We start from the raw sequence: 19,651 nt of genomic DNA, 5'->3' as shown, positions 1-19,651 counted from the left end.
GTCGTACAGTCGACCTGTCCGTCTCCATCACAGCTGTAGAGAGTGGCGAGCACACGGTGGACGTGCAGAAGAAGCTCGATGAGATCGTCGCGGCGGTCGGCAGCGCCCGTTCGATGCCCATGTCGGCCTCGTGCGTGGTCAACCGCGCCGAGCTGCTCTCGATGCTCGAAGAGGTGCGCCATGCGCTGCCCGGCTCCCTCGCGCAGGCCGAGGAGCTGATCGGCGGCCGCGAGCAGATGGTCGAGCAGGCCCGCCAGGAGGCCGAGCGGATCATCGAGTCCGCGCACGCCCAGCGCGGCTCCCTGATCTCCGACACCGAGGTCGCCCGCCGCTCCCAGAACGAGGCGGACCGCATCCTCGCCGAGGCCCGCCAGGAGGCCGAGGAGGTCCGCGCCGAGGCCGACGACTACGTCGACTCCAAGCTCGCCAACTTCGAGGTCGTCCTCACCAAGACCCTCGGCTCCGTCGGCCGCGGCCGCGAGAAGCTCCTCGGCACCGGCCCCGGCACCGACGAGCAGGGCTACGAGGACGAGGACGCCCCCGAGCGCAGCCACGACCCGGAGACCCTGCGCAAGGACGCCGACACGTACGTGGACGTCAAGCTCGGCGCCTTCGAGGCGGTCCTCGCCAAGACCCTGGAGGCCGTCGGCAAGGGCCGCCAGAAGCTGCACGGCAGGATCGCCAGCGACGATCTGGGCGAGCTGGGCACCTTCGCGGAGGACGGGACGCCCGGCCACCACACCAGCGACGCCGACTACCTGGCCGGCCTCGCCGAGCTCTCGGAGACCCCCGAGCGACCGGCGCCGACCCCCGAGGTGCCGGCCCAGCCGAACTACGGACAGCAGCAGGACGCCTACGCGTACCAGCAGCAGCCCGACCCCTACGGCTATCAGCAGCAGTACGCCCAGCAGGACGCGTACGGCTATCAGCAGGCCGACCCGTACGCCGCCTACCCGCAGCAGCAGGGCTACGACCAGCAGCCGGCGTACGACCAGAGCGGGCAGCAGGCCTACCCGCAGCAGCAGCCGGCGGCCCTGGACCCGATGGCGAACGCCCTGGACGAGACCAGCCTCTTCGACACCACCATGATCAGCGCCGAGCAGCTGCGGGCGTACGAGCAGGGTCGCTGACCCCGGTCGGACACCGTCCCGCGTACTGGCCGGGGACCGGATTGGGCCGAGAGCGAAAGGTCCAGTATCCTGGCTCTTCGGTCGCGTGTACGTCCGCGATCAACGCTGCCCACGGAACTCCAGGGGTGGCATCCCCTTGAGTTTCGAAGATCGAAAGCAGGAATGGCTCTGAACACCCACCTCGACCACCGCAACCCTCTTGTGTTCGACACACACGAGCTGGGGCGGCGTCCTGGTGCTCTGCAGCGCTTGACCCGCACGATCGACGCCCCCAAGGATCTCGGGATCCAAGGAGTCATCGGAGTGCCGGAAGGCACCCCGGTGGAGCTCGAACTCCGCCTTGAGTCGGTCATGGAAGGGGTGCTTGTCACAGGCACCGCCCGTGCACGGGTCAAGGGGGAGTGCGTAAGGTGTCTGGAGCCGCTCGAGCAGCAGCTCGAAGCGGAATTCCAGGAGATGTTCTCGTACCCTGACGCCGACGACCGGGGCCGTGTGAAAGCGGAGCCGGCCGACGACGCCGAGGAAGACGAGGACAGGCTCTTCATCGAGGACGGCTTGTTCGACCTCGAACCCGTGCTGCGTGATGCGGTGGTGCTCGCACTGCCGATGCAGCCGGTGTGCCAGGACGACTGCCCCGGCCTGTGCTCCGAATGCGGAGCCCGGCTCGCGGACGACCCGGACCACCACCATGACGCCGTCGACATCCGTTGGGCGGCACTGCAGGGACTCGCCGGTTCACTCGAAGATGGCGAGAAGGACGAGATGAGCGGCGGCGCGCTTCCTTCAGCGCACGCCGACGAGAAGCAGGAGAAGTAGCCGTGGCTGTTCCGAAGCGGAAGATGTCGCGCAGCAACACGCGCCACCGCCGGTCGCAGTGGAAGGCTGCGGTCCCCACCCTGGTTGCGTGCGAGCGCTGCCACGAGCCCAAGCTGCAGCACATCGCGTGCCCTGCTTGTGGCACCTACAACAAGCGCCAGGTCCTCGAGGTCTGAGCGGCTGGTGAGAGGTCTGATGTCTGACGCCAAGGCGGACCCAAACGCCAAGAAAAAGGCGGACAACACAGCCTCGTCCCACACGCTTCTGGAAGGGCGGCTCGGGTACAAGCTCGAGTCCGCCCTTCTGGTGCGTGCGCTGACCCACCGTTCCTACGCGTACGAGAACGGCGGTCTGCCGACCAACGAGCGTCTGGAGTTCCTCGGGGACTCCGTGCTCGGCCTCGTGGTCACGGACACGCTGTACCGCACCCACCCCGACCTGCCCGAAGGCCAGCTGGCCAAGTTGCGGGCCGCGGTGGTCAACTCGCGTGCGCTGGCGGAAGTGGGCCGCGGCCTCGAACTCGGCTCCTTCATCCGGCTCGGCCGGGGCGAAGAAGGCACGGGAGGCCGGGACAAGGCATCCATCCTCGCCGACACCCTTGAAGCGGTGATCGGCGCGGTCTATCTCGACCAGGGTCTGGACGCGGCGGGCGAACTCGTCCACCGGCTCTTCGACCCGCTGATCGAGAAGTCCTCGAATCTGGGCGCCGGCCTGGACTGGAAGACCAGTCTCCAGGAGCTCACCGCGACCGAGGGGCTCGGTGTTCCCGAGTACCTGGTCTCGGAGACCGGTCCGGACCACGAGAAGACCTTTACTGCTGCCGCCCGCGTCGGAGGCGTCTCGTACGGCACCGGCACCGGCCGCAGCAAGAAGGAAGCGGAGCAGCAGGCCGCGGAGTCCGCGTGGCGTGCCATCCGTGCCGCTGCGGACGAACGCGCGAAGTCGGCCCAGGCCGCCGAGGAAGCGGCTCAGGCCGCTGAGCAGGCGGCCGAGGTCACCGAGGGGACCGCCGACACCCCCTCGGCTCCGACGAGCGACTCGGCCACGGCCTGATTCCTTCGTAGCACCTTCACAAGCATGCGGCCCCTGCCGCGGCGTCAGCGCCGCGACAGGGGCCGCATGCGTCGCGTCCCTGTGCGTCCGGGGCCCTCGTCCGGGTGACGCGAGCACGAGGTAACCTTCGGGCGTCGTTCCCTTGCCCGCCCCCGCGGAGGAGTCCCGTGCCCGAGTTGCCCGAGGTCGAAGTCGTGCGGCGCGGCCTGGCGCGGTGGGTCAGCGGGCGGACCGTCACCTCGGTCGAGGTACGCCACCCGCGCGCCGTACGGCGGCATCTCACCGGACCCGAAGGGTTCGCGAAGGCGCTCGCCGGCCAGCGCGTCGGACCGGCCATGCGCCGCGGCAAGTACCTGTGGCTGCCCCTCGAGGACTCCCCGTACTCCGTTCTCGCGCACCTCGGCATGAGCGGCCAGCTCCTCGTGCAGCCCGAGGACGCCCCGGACGAGAAGCACCTGCGCATCCGCATCCGCTTCGACGACATCCGGACGCCCGCCCCCGCCGGGGCGGAGGGTACCGAGCTGCGCTTCGTCGACCAGCGCACCTTCGGCGGGCTCTCCCTCCACGAGAACACTCCGGACGGCCTGCCGGACGTCATCGCGCACATCGCCCGCGACCCGTTGGACCCCCTCTTCGACGACGCGGCGTTCCACACGACCCTGCGTGCCCGCCGTACGACGATCAAGCGCGCCCTGCTCGACCAGTCGCTGATCAGCGGCGTCGGCAACATCTACGCGGACGAGGCGCTCTGGCGCGCCAGACTGCACTACGAACGCCCCGTGGCCGGCTTCACCAGGCCGCGCACCGCCGAACTCCTCGGCCACATCCGCGACGTCATGAACGAGGCCCTCGCCGTCGGCGGCACCAGCTTCGACAGTCTGTACGTCAACGTCAACGGCGAGTCCGGCTACTTCGACCGCTCGCTCGACGCGTACGGCCGTGAGGGCGAGCCCTGCCACCGGTGCGGGACGCCGATGCGGCGGCGAGCCTGGATGAACCGGTCCAGCTACTTCTGCCCGCGCTGCCAGCGCCCGCCGCGCGTCACGCCGTAACGGAGTTCTCGCGGGTCTCGTCGTAGTGCTCGCGGGCCTCCAGGACGTCGTCCATGCGGCCCTCCACGAAGCGGATGAGGGTCAACAGGCGCTCGGAGACCTCGTGACCGAGCGGGGTGAGCGTGTAGTCCACGCGTGGGGGGTTCGTCGGCTGCGCCTCGCGGTGCACCAAACCGTCGCGCTCCAGCGCGTGCAGCGTCTGGGAGAGCATCTTCTCGCTGACGCCGTCGACCCTGCGCCGTAGCTCGTTGAAACGGAACGTGCCCTCGTGCAGCGCTCCCAGCGTGAGCGATCCCCAGCGTCCGGTGACGTGCTCCAGCGTGGCCCGGGACGGGCAGCCGCGCGCGAACACGTTGTACGGGAGGTCCTGACACTCACCGCTCTCGGCGGTCTGCACGCTGGGTTCCATGGGGCCACCATACTCCGGCGCAGCGCTAACCACTAGTTTGCGCTATCGAATAGTTAGTGCTTACCTTTGGTTCGTCATCACCACCTGGAGGAGTCCCCATCGTGAGCACCCCTGTCCGCACCCCCGTTGTCTCCATCGCCCACCACTCCGGCTACGGACACACCGCCGTCCTCGCCGAGGCCGTTCGCTCCGGCGCCGTCGAGGCCGGTGCCCAGGTGTACCTGATCAACGTCGACGGGATCACCGACGCGCAGTGGGAGCTGCTCGACGCCTCGGACGCGATCGTGTTCGGCTCGCCCACCTACATGGGCACCGCTACCGGCGCCTTCCATGTCTTCGCCGAGGCGTCCTCGAAGCGCTGGTTCGGACGGGACTGGCACGACAAGCTCGCCGCCGGATTCACCAACTCCGGCTCCAAGAGCGGCGACAAGCTGCACACCCTGCAGTACTTCCAGATCCTGGCCGCCCAGCACGGCATGAACTGGATCAACCTCGGTCTGCACCCCGGCTGGAACAGCTCCTCGGCCTCCGAGCACGACCTCAACCGACTCGGCGTCTTCGCCGGCGCCGCCGCGCAGACCAACATCGACGAGGGCCCGGAAGCGGTCCACAAGGCCGACATCGCCACGGCGGAGCACCTCGGCCGCCGGGTCGCGGAGACGGCGCGGGTGTTCGCGCTGGGTCGCGCGGCGGTCGCCGACGCGGCCGCGTAAACGCTTGCGCAAACGTTCGCGTAAGCGCTCGCGCAAAGGATTGCGTAAGCGTTTACGCGAACGTTCACGCGGGCGCACCACGAAGCCGCGCCACCTCGTTCGTCGAGGGGCGCGGCTTCGTGGTGCTTCGTGGTGCTTCGTCGTGCGGTGAGGGGCGGGCCGTCCTGCTAGTAGCCGAAGTCCTGCGTCCACCAGGGGCCGCCGGTGCCGAGGTGCACACCCACGCCCAGGGTCTTGAAGTCGCAGTTCAGGATGTTGGCGCGGTGGCCGGGGCTGTTCATCCAGGCGTCCATGACGGCGGCGGCGTCGGCCTGGCCGCGGGCTATGTTCTCGCCGCCGAGGCTGGTTATCCCGGCCTTGGCCGCCCGGTCCCAGGGGCTGAGCCCGCTCGGGTCGGTGTGGTCGAAGAAGTCGCGCGTGGCCATGTCCTCGCTGAAGGCCTGGGCGAGGTCCGACAGGGCGCTGTTCGCCGCCACCGGACTGCAGCCGACCTTGGCCCGCTCGTCGTTGACCAGCTTGAGCACCTCGACCTCGGCCGCCGTCTGGGCGGAGACATCGATCGGAGCGGTGGTCGTGGGCGCCGTCGTCTTCCGGGCCTGGCCGGGCGGAGTCGCGGGCTTGTGCGGGTTCGCGGTCTTGCCCGGCTTGGTGGTGCTGGGCTCCTGGGAAGGCGCTGTCGTCGGCGCGGCCGAGGAGGTCGCGGGAGCGGCGGACGCCGAGGCGGAGGGCGACGCGGAGCGGTCGGAGCCACGGCTCGTCGACGTGCCCTCACGACCGTCCGCGCTCGCGCTGCCCGACGTACCGCCCTGCTGGGTCTCGTGGGTGGAGGGGGACCCTACGGCCTGCACGCTGTCGGAGTTGTTGCTGCCACCGCCGAGCGAGTAGTTCTCGGTGCCGGGCAGCACGCCCGAAGCGACGGCCACGGTGCCCAGTGCCACGGCCGCGGAGACGCCGAGCAGACCCGCGCGTACCGGGATCGCGGTCTTCCGCTTGCGGTGCGAGCGGGCAGCCGGGGTGACGGGGAGGTCGGCGACGGCGGCGTAGCCGTACAGATTCTCCGGGCCGTAACTTTCCGTAGCAGGTCCGCGGGTATCCGTGACCCCGGTGCCGCGGCCCGTGGCGTCGCGGCCGGCGGCAGAGCGTCCGTGGCGTCCCATCTCCTGGCCTTCCTCATTCTTGGTCAGCGATCCTCACCCGAAAGAGTGAGTTTCATATGAGACTCATTGGGTCGGGACGGTACCTCATGACGGGAGGGGAGGATGTGCTGCGAGAGACTTTGTCCGGTTAGCGTGCGCTCATGAACGAGGTTGTGCGGCTGGTCGTCTGGGTGCGCGGACGTGTCCAAGGTGTGGGTTTCCGCTGGTTCACGCGGGCCAAGGCGCTGGAGATCGGCGGCCTGAGTGGCTTTGCTCTCAATTTGGACGACGGACGGGTCCAGGTCGTAGCGGAAGGACCCCAGGCCGAATGCCAGGGGCTGCTCGACTGGCTCCAGGGGGACGACACACCCGGGCGTGTGGACGGAGTCACTGAGATCTGGGACACGCCCCGGGGGATCTACGACGGCTTCGCGATCCGGTGACGGGGACCCGCGCAACGCCCCTGGCGGAAGCGGTATGGCATGCCACCGGCACCTGCCAGAAGCAGAAATGACCTGGTGGTTGCCAAGAACGGCTCGGCGTGGCAGGCTCCCCGAAGAAGGATGATCTCCACGCCCCCCGGGCCCCGCAGGAGTCGCAGCGCCGCCGTCCGCAGGGCCGCGCGACAGCGGGTTGCCCGCCAATACGGGGCGTGATCGTGTTGACCGTCAAACTTTTTGGTGAGACGCTGAAAGCCCCGCGCACCTTAGCTGTTTGGCATGTGGAACCGCAGCAGGAATTTAGCAAGTGTCAAGCATCGCGGGTGCGATTCCCTCACGACCCACACCGCTTCGGTCGGTCACTCAGTGTGGAGGACCATCCATCATGGCAAAGGCGCTTCTCGGTTACGTCGGCGGTTCCGACCCGCGACTCATCGCCGAGATGCGACGGCTCCAGCAGCGCGTCCAGGACCTAGAATCCGAGCTCGTACGGATTCAGGCCGAGAACGACGCGCTCGCGGCTGCCGCTTCTCACGACTCGCTTCTCGAGAGCATCGACGTACCCCAGGCGGAGCCTGCGCTCACCTGATCACTGCACCGCACTACGACAGCAGTGGTTGGGTTGCCCGTGTCAACCGCTAAGTTGTCAGATTTGCAAGGGACGCCTCTTCGGCGTCCCTTCTTCTTTCCCCCGCGTGTCTTTCCCCCGTGCGCCCTCCCACTCTTTAACGTCTGGTGTGCCCTGCACGTTCATGGGTGAAACCGCGGGTTCATGGAGTGAGACCAGCCCGAAAGGTAGAGTCCGGCGGCGTGCACCTCAAGGCCCTGACCCTGCGCGGGTTCAAGTCGTTCGCCTCGGCGACCACGCTGCGGTTCGAGCCGGGCATCACCTGTGTCGTGGGCCCCAATGGTTCGGGCAAGTCCAATGTCGTGGACGCCCTGAGCTGGGTCATGGGTGAGCAGGGGGCCAAGTCGCTGCGCGGCGGCAAGATGGAGGACGTCATCTTCGCCGGCACCACGGGGCGGCCGCCGCTCGGCCGGGCCGAGGTGTCCCTGACCATCGACAACTCCGACGGGGCGCTGCCCATCGAGTACGCCGAGGTCACCATCACGCGGATCATGTTCCGCAACGGCGGCAGCGAGTACCAGATCAACGGTGAAACCTGCCGTCTCCTGGACATCCAGGAGCTGCTGTCCGACTCCGGCATCGGCCGCGAGATGCACGTCATCGTCGGGCAGGGCCAGCTCGACTCCGTCCTGCACGCCGACCCGATGGGCCGCCGCGCGTTCATCGAGGAGGCGGCGGGCGTCCTCAAGCACCGCAAGCGCAAGGAGAAGGCGCTGCGGAAGCTGGACGCGATGCAGGCGAACCTGGCCCGCGTCCAGGACCTCACCGACGAACTGCGCCGCCAGCTCAAGCCGCTGGGCCGGCAGGCCGCCGTGGCCCGCCGCGCCGCCGTCATCCAGGCCGACCTGCGCGACGCCCGCCTCCGTCTGCTCGCCGACGATCTCGTACGACTGCGGCAGGCGCTCCAGTCCGAGATCGCCGACGAGGCCGCGCTCAAACAACGCAAGGAAACGGCCGAGGCCGAACTGAAGAAGGCGCTCCAGCGGGAAGCGCTCCTGGAGGACGAGGTCCGCCGGCTCACGCCCCGGCTCCAGCGCGCCCAGCAGACCTGGTACGAGCTCTCACAGCTCGCCGAGCGGGTACGCGGCACGATCTCGCTGGCCGACGCGCGGGTGAAGAGTGCCACTTCGGCGCCCGCCGAGGAGCGGCGCGGGCGCGACCCCGAGGACATGGAGCGCGAGGCCGCGCGGATCCGTGAGCAGGAGGCCGAGCTCGAAGCGGCCCTGGAGGCGGCCGAGCACGCCCTGGAGGACACGGTCGCGCACCGGGCCGAACTGGAGCGCGAGCTCGCCGTCGAGGAGCGCCGCCTCAAGGACGTGGCCCGCGCCATCGCCGACCGCCGCGAGGGCCTGGCCCGCCTCAACGGCCAGGTCAACGCCGCCCGTTCACGGGCCGCCTCCGCCCAGGCCGAGATCGACCGGCTCGCCGTCGCCCGTGACGAGGCCCAGGAGCGGGCGTTCGCCGCGCAGGAGGAGTACGAGCAGTTGCAGGCCGAGGTCGACGGCCTGGACGCGGGCGACGCGGAGCTGACGGAGCGGCACGAGGCGGCCAAGCGGGCGCTGTCCGAGGCGGAGGCCGCGCTGAGCACCGCCCGTGAGGCGGCCACGGCAGCCGAACGCAGGCGCGCCGCGACCCAGGCCCGCCATGAGGCCCTCGCCCTGGGGCTGCGGCGCAAGGACGGCACGGGGGCGCTCCTGGGGGCCAGGGACCGCCTCACAGGGCTGCTCGGCCCCGCGGCCGAGCTGCTGTCCGTCACCCCCGGCCACGAGGTCGCGCTCGCCGCCGCTTTCGGCGCCGCGGCGGACGCCATCGCGGTCACCACCCCGGCCTCGGCCGCCGAAGCCATCCGTCTGCTGCGCAAGCAGGACGCGGGCCGGGCGGCCCTGCTGCTGGCCGGGGCGCCGGAGGAGGCGGGGATTCGGGAAACCATTCGGGAAACCAGGGGTATCGACGGCACCGGGCAGCACGGGACGGCGGGTGACAGCACGTCCCGCACGGTGCCCGGCGCCGGCCACCCCGGGGGGCGTGACGCATCCGGCGGTGCAGGCCCCTCCGCGGCCTCTGAGCACGACGCGACTCCAAGGGCCGTCCCGGGGGCCCGGACTCCGGACGTCACCACCGGTGACGTGGCCCCACAGACGGCCCCCACCGGGCCGCCGTACGCCGCCGACCTGGTCCGTGGTCCCGCCGAGCTCATGCCCGCCGTACGGCGGCTGCTGCGGGGGATCGTCGTGGTCGGCACCCTGGAGGACGCCGAGGACCTGGTCTACGCGCGGCCGGAGTTGACCGCGGTCACGGCGGAGGGGGACCTGCTCGGAGCGCACTTCGCGCACGGTGGGTCCGCCGGAGCGCCCAGCCTCCTCGAAGTACAGGCGTCCGTCGACGAGGCGGCGGCCCAGCTCGAGGAGCTCGCCGTGCGGTGCGAGGAACTCGGCGCGGCGCAGCACCGGGCCGCCGAGCAGCGGGGGGAGCGGGCCGCGCTCGTCGAGGAGCTGGGGGAGCGGCGGCGGGCCGCCGAGCGGGAGAAGTCGTCCGTGGCCCAGCAGTTGGGGCGGCTGGCCGGGCAGGCGCGCGGTGCGGCCGGGGAGGCCGAGCGGAGCACCGCCGCAGCGGCGCGGGCGCAGGAGGCGCTCGACCGGGCCGTGGAGGAGGCCGAGGAACTGGCCGAGCGGCTGGCCGTGGCCGAGGAGATGCCCGTCGAGGAGGAGCCCGACACCGCGGTACGGGACCGGCTCGCCGCGGACGGGGCCAACGCGCGGCAGACCGAGATGGAGGCCCGCCTCCAGGTGCGTACGCACGAGGAGCGGGTGAAGGGGCTCGCGGGACGGGCCGACGGGCTCGACCGGGCCGCGCGGGCGGAACGGGAGGCACGCGCGCGTGCGGAGCAACGGCGGGCCCGGCTGCGGCACGAGGCGACGGTGGCCGAGGCGGTCGCCTCCGGAGCGCGGCAACTCCTCGCGCATGTCGAGGTGTCGCTGAGCCGGGCCGAGGAGGAGCGCACCGCCGCCGACACGGCCAAGGCCCGCCGTGAGCAGGATCTTGTCGCCGCGCGCAACGAAGGCCGTGACCTCAAGGCCGAGCTCGACAAACTCACGGATTCGGTTCACCGCGGCGAGGTACTCGGCGCGGAGAAGCGGCTGCGGATAGAGCAGCTGGAGACGAAGGCGCTGGAGGAGCTCGGTGTCGAACCGGCGGGGCTTGTCGCGGACTACGGTCCGGGCCAGCTCGTGCCGCCCTCGCTCCCCGCCGAGGGTGAGGAACTGCCCGAGGATCCGGAGCACCCGCGCAATCAGCCCCGGCCGTTCCACCGTGCCGAGCAGGAGCGACGGCTCAAGTCGGCCGAGCGGGCCTACGCGCAGCTCGGGAAGGTCAATCCGCTGGCGCTGGAGGAGTTCGCCGCGTTGGAGGAGCGTCACAAGTTCCTCAGCGAGCAGCTGGAGGACCTCAAGAAGACGCGGGCCGATCTGCTGCAGGTGGTGAAGGAGGTCGACGAGCGCGTCGAACAGGTCTTCACCGAGGCGTACCGGGACACCGCACGTGAGTTCGAGGGTGTCTTCAGCAGGCTGTTCCCGGGAGGGGACGGGCGGCTGATCCTGACCGACCCCGACAACATGCTCACCACGGGTGTGGACGTCGAGGCGCGGCCCCCCGGCAAGAAGGTGAAGCGGCTGTCCCTGCTGTCCGGTGGGGAGAGGTCCCTCACCGCCGTCGCGCTCCTTGTGTCGATCTTCAAGGCGCGACCCAGTCCGTTCTATGTGATGGACGAGGTGGAGGCGGCGCTCGACGACACCAACCTGCAGCGGCTGATCCGGATCATGCAGGAGCTGCAGGAGGCCTCGCAGCTGATCGTGATCACGCACCAGAAGCGGACGATGGAGGTCGCCGACGCGCTGTACGGCGTCTCCATGCAGGGCGACGGTGTGTCGAAGGTCATCAGCCAGCGACTCCGCTAGATGCATGTAGCGCACACCGGTCATGACCTGGGCTTCTAGCTTCATTCAAGTAGTGAACGCATGATGACCTCTCGGGCCCGAAAAATTCACAGCTATCGAACTGTTGACTTCGAAACTTGAAGGCATAGTCTCTGCAGCGTTGCTTTTACCTTCAGGTGGTGGGCAGTGCGAAGTTATGCGGCACTGGTACCACCGAAGGGCTTGCCCCCACACCCCCCGGCAGCGAGGCCGGGTGGCCCGAGGAGTTACACGTGACCAGCACCGCGCAGGCGCCCCGACCAGGAGCCAGGACGGCTCACCCCGAACATCTCGGGCATGTCATCTTCATCGCGGCGGCGGCCGCCATGGGCGGCTTCCTCTTCGGTTACGACAGTGCCGTGATCAATGGTGCCGTCGAGGCCATCCGAAGCCGCTACGACATCGGCTCCGCGACCCTGGCCCAGGTCATCGCCATCGCGCTGATCGGCTGCGCCATCGGCGCGGCGACCGCGGGCCGCATAGCCGACCGCATCGGCCGCATCCGGTGCATGCAGATCTCCGCCGCCCTCTTCACGGTCAGCGCCGTCGGTTCCGCGCTGCCGTTCGCGCTGTGGGACCTCGCCTTCTGGCGCATCATCGGCGGATTCGCCATCGGTATGGCCTCCGTCATCGGCCCCGCCTACATCGCCGAGGTCTCCCCGGCCGCGTACCGCGGACGCCTGGGCTCCTTCCAGCAGGCCGCGATCGTCGTCGGCATCGCCATCTCGCAGCTGGTCAACTGGGGCATCCTGAACGCCGCCGGCGGCGACCAGCGCGGCAAGCTGATGGGCATCGAGGCCTGGCAGGTCATGCTCGGCGTCATGGTCGTCCCGGCCGTCCTCTACGGTCTGCTCTCCTTCGCGATCCCCGAGTCGCCGCGCTTCCTGATCTCCGTGGGCAAGGAAGAGCGCGCCCGTGAGGTGCTCAAGGAGGTCGAGGGCGACAAGATCGACCTGACGGCCCGCGTCGCCGAGATCGAGCACGCCATGAAGAGCGAGCACAAGTCGACCTTCAAGGACCTGCTCGGCGGCGGCTTCTTCTTCAAGCCGATCGTCTGGATCGGTATCGGCCTCTCGGTCTTCCAGCAGTTCGTCGGCATCAACGTCGCGTTCTACTACTCCTCGACGCTGTGGCAGTCGGTCGGTGTCGACCCCTCGCAGTCGTTCTTCTACTCGTTCACGACGTCGATCATCAACATCGTCGGCACCGTGATCGCCATGATCTTCGTCGACCGGATCGGCCGTCGGCCGCTCGCGCTCATCGGCTCCGTGGGCATGGCCATCGGCCTCGCGCTGGAGGCCTGGGCCTTCTCGTACGACCTCGTGGACGGCAAGCTGCCGGCCGCCCAGGGCTGGACCGCCCTGATCGCCGCGCACGTCTTCGTCCTCTTCTTCGCCCTCTCCTGGGGTGTCGTGGTCTGGGTCTTCCTCGGCGAGATGTTCCCGAACAAGATCCGCGCCGCCGCCCTGGGTGTCGCCGCCTCCGCGCAGTGGATCGCCAACTGGGCCATCACCGCGAGCTTCCCGTCGCTGGCCGACTGGAACCTCTCCGCGACCTATGTGATCTACACGATCTTCGCCGCGCTCTCCATCCCCTTCGTGCTCAAGTACGTGAAGGAGACCAAGGGCAAGACGCTGGAGGAAATGGGCTGAGCCTCCTGAAGAGGCCCCGAGACTCGAGGAGAAGGGCCAAGTCCCCGCTGCCCCTCTCCTCGTACCCGTAAGACGTACTGCCCCGGGTCACTCCCCGAGCCGGGGCAGTACGTCTTCGCAGAACAGGTGCAGGCTGCGCCAGCCCTCGTCGATCGGCATCCCGCCGGACAGCGGGTGCAGCACGTGGTTGTCGAGACCCTGCGCCACGCACTGGTCGGGCGTGAGGATCCGGTACACACCCTCCGCGCGCAGCTCCTCGACCGTCGTGGCCGCCGACTTCACCGCCGAGCGGATGTCACCGGACTGCCAGGAGGCGTACGTCCGCGCCTCGTGCAGGAAGTGCCCGCCGTACTCGGCCCACGCCCGGTCCGGGTCCTCGGCGATGTGCAGCAGCGGGGTCTCTGCGGCGGGCATCATGGTCCAGCCCTCGGTGCCGTACTCGACGAGCCGCTCCTTGTAGTACGCCTCCAGCTCGGGGAGGTGCGCGCTGGGGAAGAACGGGAGCCCGAGCCGGGCGGCGCGCCGGGCCGCGGCCCTGGACGAACCGCCGACCAGCAGCAGGGGGTGCGGATCGGAGAACGGGCGCGGTGTGACCCGTACCGTACGGTCCCGGTAGGTGAACTCCTCGCCGGTCCACGCCTTCAGCACCGTCTCCAGGAGTTCGTCCTGGAGTGCCCCGCGCCGCTTCCAGTCGACGTCGAACAGGGCGTACTCCTCGGGCCGGTAGCCGATGCCCGCGACGGTGACGAGGCGGCCGCCGCTGAGCAGGTCGAGTACGGCGATGTCCTCGGCGAGGCGCAGCGGATCGTGCAGCGGGCCGATGACCGCGGAGACGGTGACCGCGAGGTGGCGGGTCGCTCCGAAGACCGCGCCCGCGAACGCGAACGGCGAGGGCAGCCAGTTGTTGGCGACGCCGTGGTGTTCCTCGGTCTGCACGGTGGTGATGCCGCGGTCGTCGGCGTAGGCGGACATCTCGATGGCCGCCTTGTAGCGGGCGCTCAGCGACGCGGGGGTGGCGGCGGGGTCGACGAGGTTGAAGCGCACGACGGTTACGGGCATGGAAGCCCCCCTTCGGTGTGGAGGGGGACGGTAGCTGACGGGGCGTCAGACAGCCATAGTCGCGGAACCTTTCGCGGGCTGCGCCGCGGGCGCCACCGCGGGCTTCGGCAGCACCACGTACAGCAGGAAGGAGACCGCGATGGTCGCCACCCAGCCGAGGCCGTACTCGCCGACGGGGTTGTTCGACGCCAGCGGACCCGTGAACCAGTCGGACGTGGTGAACAGCAGGCCCGAGCCGAGCCCCAGCGCCCACGCGGCGACCGCGGCCGGGCCGAAGCCGCCCCGGTACCAGTAGGCGCTGGTGCGCGTGGTGTCGAGCAGGGCCTTGGCGTCGTACTCCACGCGGCGCGCCATGTCCGCGCCGAAGACGCCGACCCAGGCCGAGAACGCGACCGCGAGCAGCGACAGGAACGCGATGAACGAGCCCGCGAAGGAGGTCGCCACCAGCATCAGGACGCCGCCGAGGACCAGCGAGATCACGGCGTTGACCAGGACCGCCCACTGCCGCGGCACCTTGATGCCGAGGGTCTGCGCGGTGAAGCCCGCCGAGTACATCGACATCGCGTTGATCAGCAGAACGCCGACCAGGGCGATGAGCAGGTAGGGCACCGCGATCCACAGCGGCAGGGTCGCGCCGAGGAAGGAGACCGGGTCGGCGGTCGAGGCCAGGCCAGGCGTCGAGACCGCCATCACGGCGCCCATCAGGATCAGGGGGAGTACGACGATGCCGGCGCCGCCCACGCAGTTGCGGACGATCGCCGCCGACGAGGCCGTACGCGGCAGATAGCGCGTGAAGTCCGGCGCCGTCGGCGCCCAGCTGATGCCGCCCGCCGCGATCAGTCCGACCCCCGTGATCATCAGGGAGATTGGGCCCGCGGGCCGCCCGAAGACCCTGCCCCAGTCCGTGTCCGCGACGAGATGTCCGAGAACGAGCACCGAGAAGCCGGCGAAGAGCCACGTCGCCCACTTGCTGCACGTCCGGACGGCGCTGATGCCGAGGCCCGAGATCGCGAAGGTCGCGACCACGAAGAACAGCAGCGTCGCGACGATCAGGAACGTGTTGCTCCTGATGCCGAAGACCACGTTCAGGACGGTGAGCAGGGCGTAGGAGCCCGTCACCGCGTTGATCGTCTCCCAGCCCCAGCGGGCGATCCAGATCAGCGAACCCGGCAGCAGATTTCCGCGCTGGCCGAAGACCGCGCGGGACAGGGTCATACCGGGAGCGCCGCCCCGCTTGCCCGCGATGCCGACCAGACCCACCAGGCCGTACGACAGGATCGGCGCCGCGAGGCCGACGACCAGGGCCTGCCAGAAGTTGAGTCCGTAGGCGACGGCCAGGGTCGCGCCCATGGCCGGCAGCAGGACGGTGATGTTGGCGGCGATCCAGGTGGGAAGGAGTTCGCGGGTCTTCGCGTGCCGCTCGGAGTCGGGGACGGGCTCGATGCCCCGGGTTTCCAGAACGTGGTGCGCGTGTGTGTCGAGGGTGCCATCGGAGCGGTCGGTGGTCCTCATGGACATTAAGCATACTTTGTCTTGTTTTTATGCTTTTGTGATGCATGTTCTCGGAGGAAGCCACGGAATCCCTCCGATGACACGGAGAATCCCTCCGGAGAGGGGGATGGCTGATACTGGGGAGCGTTATGGAAACCGTCATCCTTGCTGTAGTCATCGCCGTGGTCGTGATCGGCGCACTCGGCGGGCTCCTCATCGGCAGTCGCCGCAGGAAGCCGCTGCCCCCGGCGCCCCCCACGACGCCCGACATCACCGCCCCTCCGGCCGAACCGCACGTCGGCGACGAGGCCGAGACCCCGCGCGACGAGGCGCGCCGGACGATAGAGGAGGTGGATCTCCCCGACGGCTCGGCGACGGCGCCGGTCGCCGTCGAGGAACCCTCGCCCATTGTCGAAGCTCCCGCGATCGAGATCCCGGAGCCGACCGCCGGGCGTCTGGTGCGGCTGCGTGCCCGCCTCTCCCGCTCGCAGAACGCGCTCGGCAAGGGGCTGCTCACGCTCCTCTCGCGCGAGCACCTCGACGAGGACACCTGGGAGGAGATCGAGGACACCCTGCTCACCGCCGACGTCGGCGTGCAGCCCACTCAGGAGCTGGTCGAGCGGCTGCGTGAGCGCGTGAAGGTGCTCGGTACGCGGACGCCCGACGAGCTGCGCAACCTGTTGCGCGAGGAGCTGCTGCTGCTCCTCGTCCCCGAGTTCGACCGGGAGGTCAAGACCGACTCGCCTCTCGACACCCCGGGCATCGTGATGGTCGTCGGTGTCAACGGCACCGGGAAGACCACCACCACCGGCAAGCTCGCCCGCGTACTCGTCGCCGACGGCAAGAACGTGGTGCTCGGCGCCGCCGACACCTTCCGTGCCGCCGCCGCCGACCAGCTGCAGACCTGGGGCGAGCGCGTGGGTGCCCGTACCGTGCGCGGCCCCGAGGGCGGCGACCCCGCCTCGATCGCCTTCGACGCGGTCAAGGAGGGCATCGAGGAGGGTGCCGACGTCGTCCTCATCGACACCGCCGGACGACTTCACACCAAGACCGGCCTCATGGACGAGCTCGGCAAGGTCAAGCGTGTCGTCGAGAAGCACGCCCCGCTCGACGAGGTGCTGCTCGTCCTCGACGCCACGACCGGCCAGAACGGTCTGGTGCAGGCTCGCGTCTTCGCCGAGGTCGTCGACATCACCGGCATCGTGCTGACCAAGCTCGACGGCACCGCGAAGGGCGGCATCGTGATCGCGGTCCAGCGCGAGCTGGGGGTGCCGGTCAAGCTGGTGGGTCTGGGCGAGGGCGCGGACGATCTGGCGCCGTTCGAGCCGGAGGCGTTCGTTGACGCCCTTATCGGAGAGTAGTCAGCCTACTGACGTTCAGCAGGTTGCAAGAAGCGCTCGCCCCCAAGGTGCAGTTGGAGGCGGGCGCTTCGTCATGTGCCAGTCACCTCGGCAGCGCCAACGGCAGCCGCAGCGGCCACGGCTACGCGCGCGACCGGTGCGCCACGTACGCCAGCGTCCCCAGCAGCAACCGTGCCTGCGGCGGCTTCGTCGCCGAGTCCAGGGCGGGGGAGCGCAGCCAGCGGACCGGGCCGAGGCCGGCGCGGTCGGAGGGCGGGGCGGTGACGTACGTACCGGGGCCGAGGCCGTGCAGGTCGAGGGAGGCGTCGTCCCAGCCCATCCGGTAGAGCAGCTCGGGGAGCTCGGCCGCGGCGCCGGGGGCGACGAAGAAGTGGGCGCGGCCGTCCGGGGTCGCGGTGACCGGCCCGGTGGGCAGCCCCATCCGCTCCAGGCGGACCAGCGCGCGGCGCCCGGCGGCCTCGGCGACCTCGATCACGTCGAACGCGCGGCCGACCGGCAGCATCACCGCGGCACCGGGGAACTCGCTCCAGGTCTCGGAGACCTCGTCGAGGGTGGCGCCGGCTTCGAGCAATGGCGCGAAGTCCAGCGGATGCGCCCCCGGTGCGGGGCAGTCGGTCTTGCCGCACGAGCACGCGCCCGCGGCGGCCCGGGCGCCGGGGACCACGTCCCAGCCCCACAGTCCGGTGAACTCGGCCACGGCGGTGCACTCCGACGAGCGGCCGCGGCGACGGGTGCCGGGCCGGCTTTCGCGCATCCCCCGACTGCTGCCGATCGTGAAGCCCATGCCCCCTCCAACGGGTCCGACGTGCCGATGGTTACGCGATGAACGCGACGCGTCACTCAGTGTGTTCATGTCCCCGGGTGTCGCGTGGCTGCCGACGCGATCCTGGCGGCGTCCGGAAGTGTCCTGGGTGGTGCGCCCGGCGGCGTGCGCCCCCGAATGCATCGTTCCGCCACTTCTGGCTGTCCTATGTCAAGTGAATCGCGTACAGGTGATCCGGAGTTCATTCGAAGGGGTGGCGAATGGTGGCGTTTCCGGGATCGCCATGGCTGGACGCGTGATCGTAGGATTACTTTGAGTGCACGAGTCCTGGGGACGTATGCACTCGTGGGTATGCCGGAGGCAAGTCGGCTTCCCGTTCGAAGGGTGAGAACTGCCGGACGTGCGGCCGTATTTACCGGCATTCTGATAGGGCTTGGCGCACGCAGCGTACAAGTGGTCTCAGGGATGGGGGCGTTCCAGTGGGCGGCAACGGCGGAAGCGGTATGAACGCTGACAAGCGCCCGAATGAGCTGTTGGGCTCGTGGTTCGTGCGCAGTGGCTGGTCGAAGGGCGAGCTGGCGCGGCAAGTGAACCGAAGGGCCCGTCAGTTGGGGGCCAATCACATCTCCACGGACACCTCCCGGGTGCGCCGCTGGCTGGACGGCGAGAATCCGCGCGAGCCGATTCCGCGGATCCTGTCCGAGCTGTTCTCCGAGCGGTTCGGCTGTGTGGTCGCCGTCGAGGACCTCGGTCTGCGCGCCGCCCACCAGTCACCGTCCGTGTCGGGTGTCGACCTGCCCTGGACCGGTCCCCAGACCGTGGCGCTGATCAGCGAGTACTCGCGCAGTGACCTGATGCTGGCGCGGCGCGGTTTCCTCGGCAGCTCGCTGGCCCTCGCCGCGGGCCCGGCCCTCATCGAACCCATGCAGCGCTGGCTGGTGCCCTCGCCCGTCGCGCCCCAGGAGGAGCCCGAGTCCCCGGCCGCCGCCCGCCGCCCCGGCCGGCTCTCCCAGCCCGAGCTGGACCTCCTGGAGTCCACCACGGTGATGTTCCGCCAGTGGGACGCCCAGTGCGGCGGCGGCCTGCGCCGCAAGGCGGTCGTCGGCCAGCTGCACGAGGTGACCGACCTGCTCCAGGAGCCGCAGCCCGGGGCGACCAGCAAACGCCTGTTCAAGGTCGCCGCCGAGCTCGCCGAGCTGGCGGGCTGGATGAGCTACGACGTGGGACTGCAGCCGACCGCGCAGAAGTACTTCGTGCTCGCCCTGCACGCCGCCAAGGAAGCGGGCGACAAGCCGCTGGGCTCGTACATCCTCTCCAGCATGAGCCGCCAGATGATCCACCTCGGCCGGCCCGACGACGCGCTCGAACTCATTCACCTGGCGCAGTACGGAAGCCGTGACTGCGCGAGCCCGCGCACCCAGTCCATGCTGTATGCGATGGAGGCCCGCGCCTACGCGAACATGGGCCAGCCCGGAAAGTGCAAGCGGGCCGTCCGGATGGCCGAGGACAGCTTCGAGGACCTTCACGAGTGGGACGACCCGGACCCCGACTGGATCCGCTTCTTCTCGCCGGCCGAGCTGCACGGCGAGAACTCGCACTCCTACCGGGACCTGGCCTATGTCGCGGGCCGCAGCCCCACGTACGCCTCGCTCGCCGAGCCCCTGATGCAGCGGGCCGTCGACCTCTTCGCCAAGGACGGCGAGCACCAGCGTTCGTACGCACTCAATCTCATCGGCATGGCCACCGTGCACCTGCTGCGGCGCGAGCCCGAGCAGAGTGCGGTATTGGCCAAGGACGCGATGGCGATCGCCAAGAAGGTGCGCTCCGAGCGCGTCAACACTCGTATCCGAAAGACGGTCGACACGGCCGTCCGTGACTTCGGTGACCTCGCCGAGGTCGTGGACCTCACCGAGCAGCTCGCCGTCGACCTTCCGGAGACCGCGGAAGCGGTCTGAGCCCGGGCCGCGCAAGCGGTCC

At 69.8% G+C, this 19,651-nt stretch carries 17 protein-coding genes; 12 read left to right on the top strand and 5 right to left on the bottom strand.

Going from position 1 to position 19,651, the window contains the following annotated elements; translation table 11 throughout:
- Positions 1-56 precede the first annotated feature (56 nt).
- The 5 genes from OG568_RS17230 (at position 57) to mutM (ending at position 4,051) form a co-directional block, all read left to right on the top strand.
- Positions 57-1,130, top strand: a complete 1,074-nt coding sequence (locus tag OG568_RS17230) for an ATP synthase F0 subunit B (RefSeq protein WP_329532229.1) — start codon at positions 57-59, stop codon at positions 1,128-1,130.
- A gap of 162 nt (positions 1,131-1,292) precedes the next feature.
- A complete protein-coding gene (locus OG568_RS17225) occupies positions 1,293-1,946 on the top strand; it encodes a YceD family protein (protein WP_266586125.1) in 654 nt (217 codons plus the stop codon).
- Between the two features lie 2 nt (positions 1,947-1,948).
- The gene (rpmF, locus tag OG568_RS17220; RefSeq protein WP_006139588.1) at positions 1,949-2,122 is read left to right on the top strand and encodes a 50S ribosomal protein L32; all 174 of its coding nucleotides are present in this window, start codon (positions 1,949-1,951) and stop codon (positions 2,120-2,122) included.
- Positions 2,123-2,141: 19 nt separating this feature from the next.
- Positions 2,142-2,999 (top strand): ribonuclease III, encoded by an 858-nt coding sequence (rnc, locus tag OG568_RS17215; protein ID WP_266586127.1) that lies wholly within the window; start codon positions 2,142-2,144, stop codon positions 2,997-2,999.
- Positions 3,000-3,166: 167 nt separating this feature from the next.
- Positions 3,167-4,051 (top strand): bifunctional DNA-formamidopyrimidine glycosylase/DNA-(apurinic or apyrimidinic site) lyase, encoded by an 885-nt coding sequence (gene mutM, locus OG568_RS17210; RefSeq protein WP_329532228.1) that lies wholly within the window; start codon positions 3,167-3,169, stop codon positions 4,049-4,051.
- On the opposite strand, the gene OG568_RS17205 is transcribed toward mutM, so the two are convergent.
- Positions 4,041-4,460, bottom strand: a complete 420-nt coding sequence (locus OG568_RS17205) for a winged helix-turn-helix transcriptional regulator (protein WP_266430940.1) — start codon at positions 4,458-4,460, stop codon at positions 4,041-4,043. The two genes, mutM and OG568_RS17205, sit on opposite strands and share 11 nt — an antisense overlap.
- A 101-nt stretch (positions 4,461-4,561) precedes the next feature.
- On the opposite strand from OG568_RS17205, the gene OG568_RS17200 reads away from it, so the two are divergent.
- Complete coding sequence (locus OG568_RS17200) at positions 4,562-5,173, top strand: flavodoxin family protein (protein ID WP_329532227.1); 612 nt, start codon at positions 4,562-4,564, stop codon at positions 5,171-5,173.
- A gap of 167 nt (positions 5,174-5,340) precedes the next feature.
- Here OG568_RS17200 and OG568_RS17195 read toward each other — a convergent pair whose 3' ends face one another.
- The gene (locus OG568_RS17195) at positions 5,341-6,330 is read right to left on the bottom strand and encodes a CAP domain-containing protein (RefSeq protein ID WP_329532226.1); all 990 of its coding nucleotides are present in this window, start codon (positions 6,328-6,330) and stop codon (positions 5,341-5,343) included.
- A gap of 140 nt (positions 6,331-6,470) precedes the next feature.
- On the opposite strand from OG568_RS17195, the gene OG568_RS17190 reads away from it, so the two are divergent.
- From OG568_RS17190 to OG568_RS17175, 4 genes are all read left to right on the top strand, one after another.
- A complete protein-coding gene (locus OG568_RS17190; RefSeq protein ID WP_329532225.1) occupies positions 6,471-6,752 on the top strand; it encodes an acylphosphatase in 282 nt (93 codons plus the stop codon).
- Between the two features lie 382 nt (positions 6,753-7,134).
- A complete protein-coding gene (locus OG568_RS17185) occupies positions 7,135-7,338 on the top strand; it encodes a hypothetical protein (RefSeq protein ID WP_028802434.1) in 204 nt (67 codons plus the stop codon).
- A gap of 221 nt (positions 7,339-7,559) precedes the next feature.
- Positions 7,560-11,330 carry an AAA family ATPase gene (locus tag OG568_RS17180; protein ID WP_329532224.1) on the top strand — a complete coding sequence of 1,257 codons (3,771 nt, stop codon included), beginning with the start codon at positions 7,560-7,562 and terminating at the stop codon, positions 11,328-11,330.
- Positions 11,331-11,581: 251 nt separating this feature from the next.
- Positions 11,582-13,000: a sugar porter family MFS transporter gene (locus OG568_RS17175; RefSeq protein ID WP_329532223.1), complete on the top strand. Its 1,419-nt coding sequence runs from the start codon at positions 11,582-11,584 to the stop codon at positions 12,998-13,000.
- Positions 13,001-13,087: 87 nt separating this feature from the next.
- On the opposite strand, the gene OG568_RS17170 is transcribed toward OG568_RS17175, so the two are convergent.
- Positions 13,088-14,059, bottom strand: coding sequence for an LLM class flavin-dependent oxidoreductase (locus OG568_RS17170; protein ID WP_266430921.1), 972 nt, complete (start codon positions 14,057-14,059; stop codon positions 13,088-13,090).
- A 45-nt stretch (positions 14,060-14,104) separates the two neighbouring features.
- Complete coding sequence (locus OG568_RS17165) at positions 14,105-15,571, bottom strand: cytosine permease (RefSeq protein WP_329532222.1); 1,467 nt, start codon at positions 15,569-15,571, stop codon at positions 14,105-14,107.
- Between the two features lie 128 nt (positions 15,572-15,699).
- Here OG568_RS17165 and ftsY point away from each other — a divergent pair, with 128 nt between their 5' ends.
- Positions 15,700-16,911, top strand: a complete 1,212-nt coding sequence (gene ftsY / locus OG568_RS17160) for a signal recognition particle-docking protein FtsY (protein WP_329532221.1) — start codon at positions 15,700-15,702, stop codon at positions 16,909-16,911.
- Positions 16,912-17,032: 121 nt separating this feature from the next.
- Here ftsY and OG568_RS17155 read toward each other — a convergent pair whose 3' ends face one another.
- On the bottom strand, positions 17,033-17,695 hold the full coding sequence (locus OG568_RS17155; RefSeq protein ID WP_329363890.1) for a bifunctional DNA primase/polymerase: 663 nt from the start codon (positions 17,693-17,695) through the stop codon (positions 17,033-17,035).
- Between the two features lie 458 nt (positions 17,696-18,153).
- Here OG568_RS17155 and nsdA point away from each other — a divergent pair, with 458 nt between their 5' ends.
- Positions 18,154-19,629, top strand: a complete 1,476-nt coding sequence (gene nsdA, locus OG568_RS17150; RefSeq protein WP_329532220.1) for a transcriptional repressor NsdA — start codon at positions 18,154-18,156, stop codon at positions 19,627-19,629.
- Positions 19,630-19,651: the final 22 nt, after the last annotated feature.

Origin of the sequence: Streptomyces sp. NBC_01450 (assembly GCF_036227505.1) — a bacterium.
Taxonomy (GTDB): Bacteria; Actinomycetota; Actinomycetes; order Streptomycetales; family Streptomycetaceae; genus Streptomyces.
Note: the sequence above shows the minus strand (reverse complement) of the source record. Positions and strands in the feature narration are given on the sequence as shown.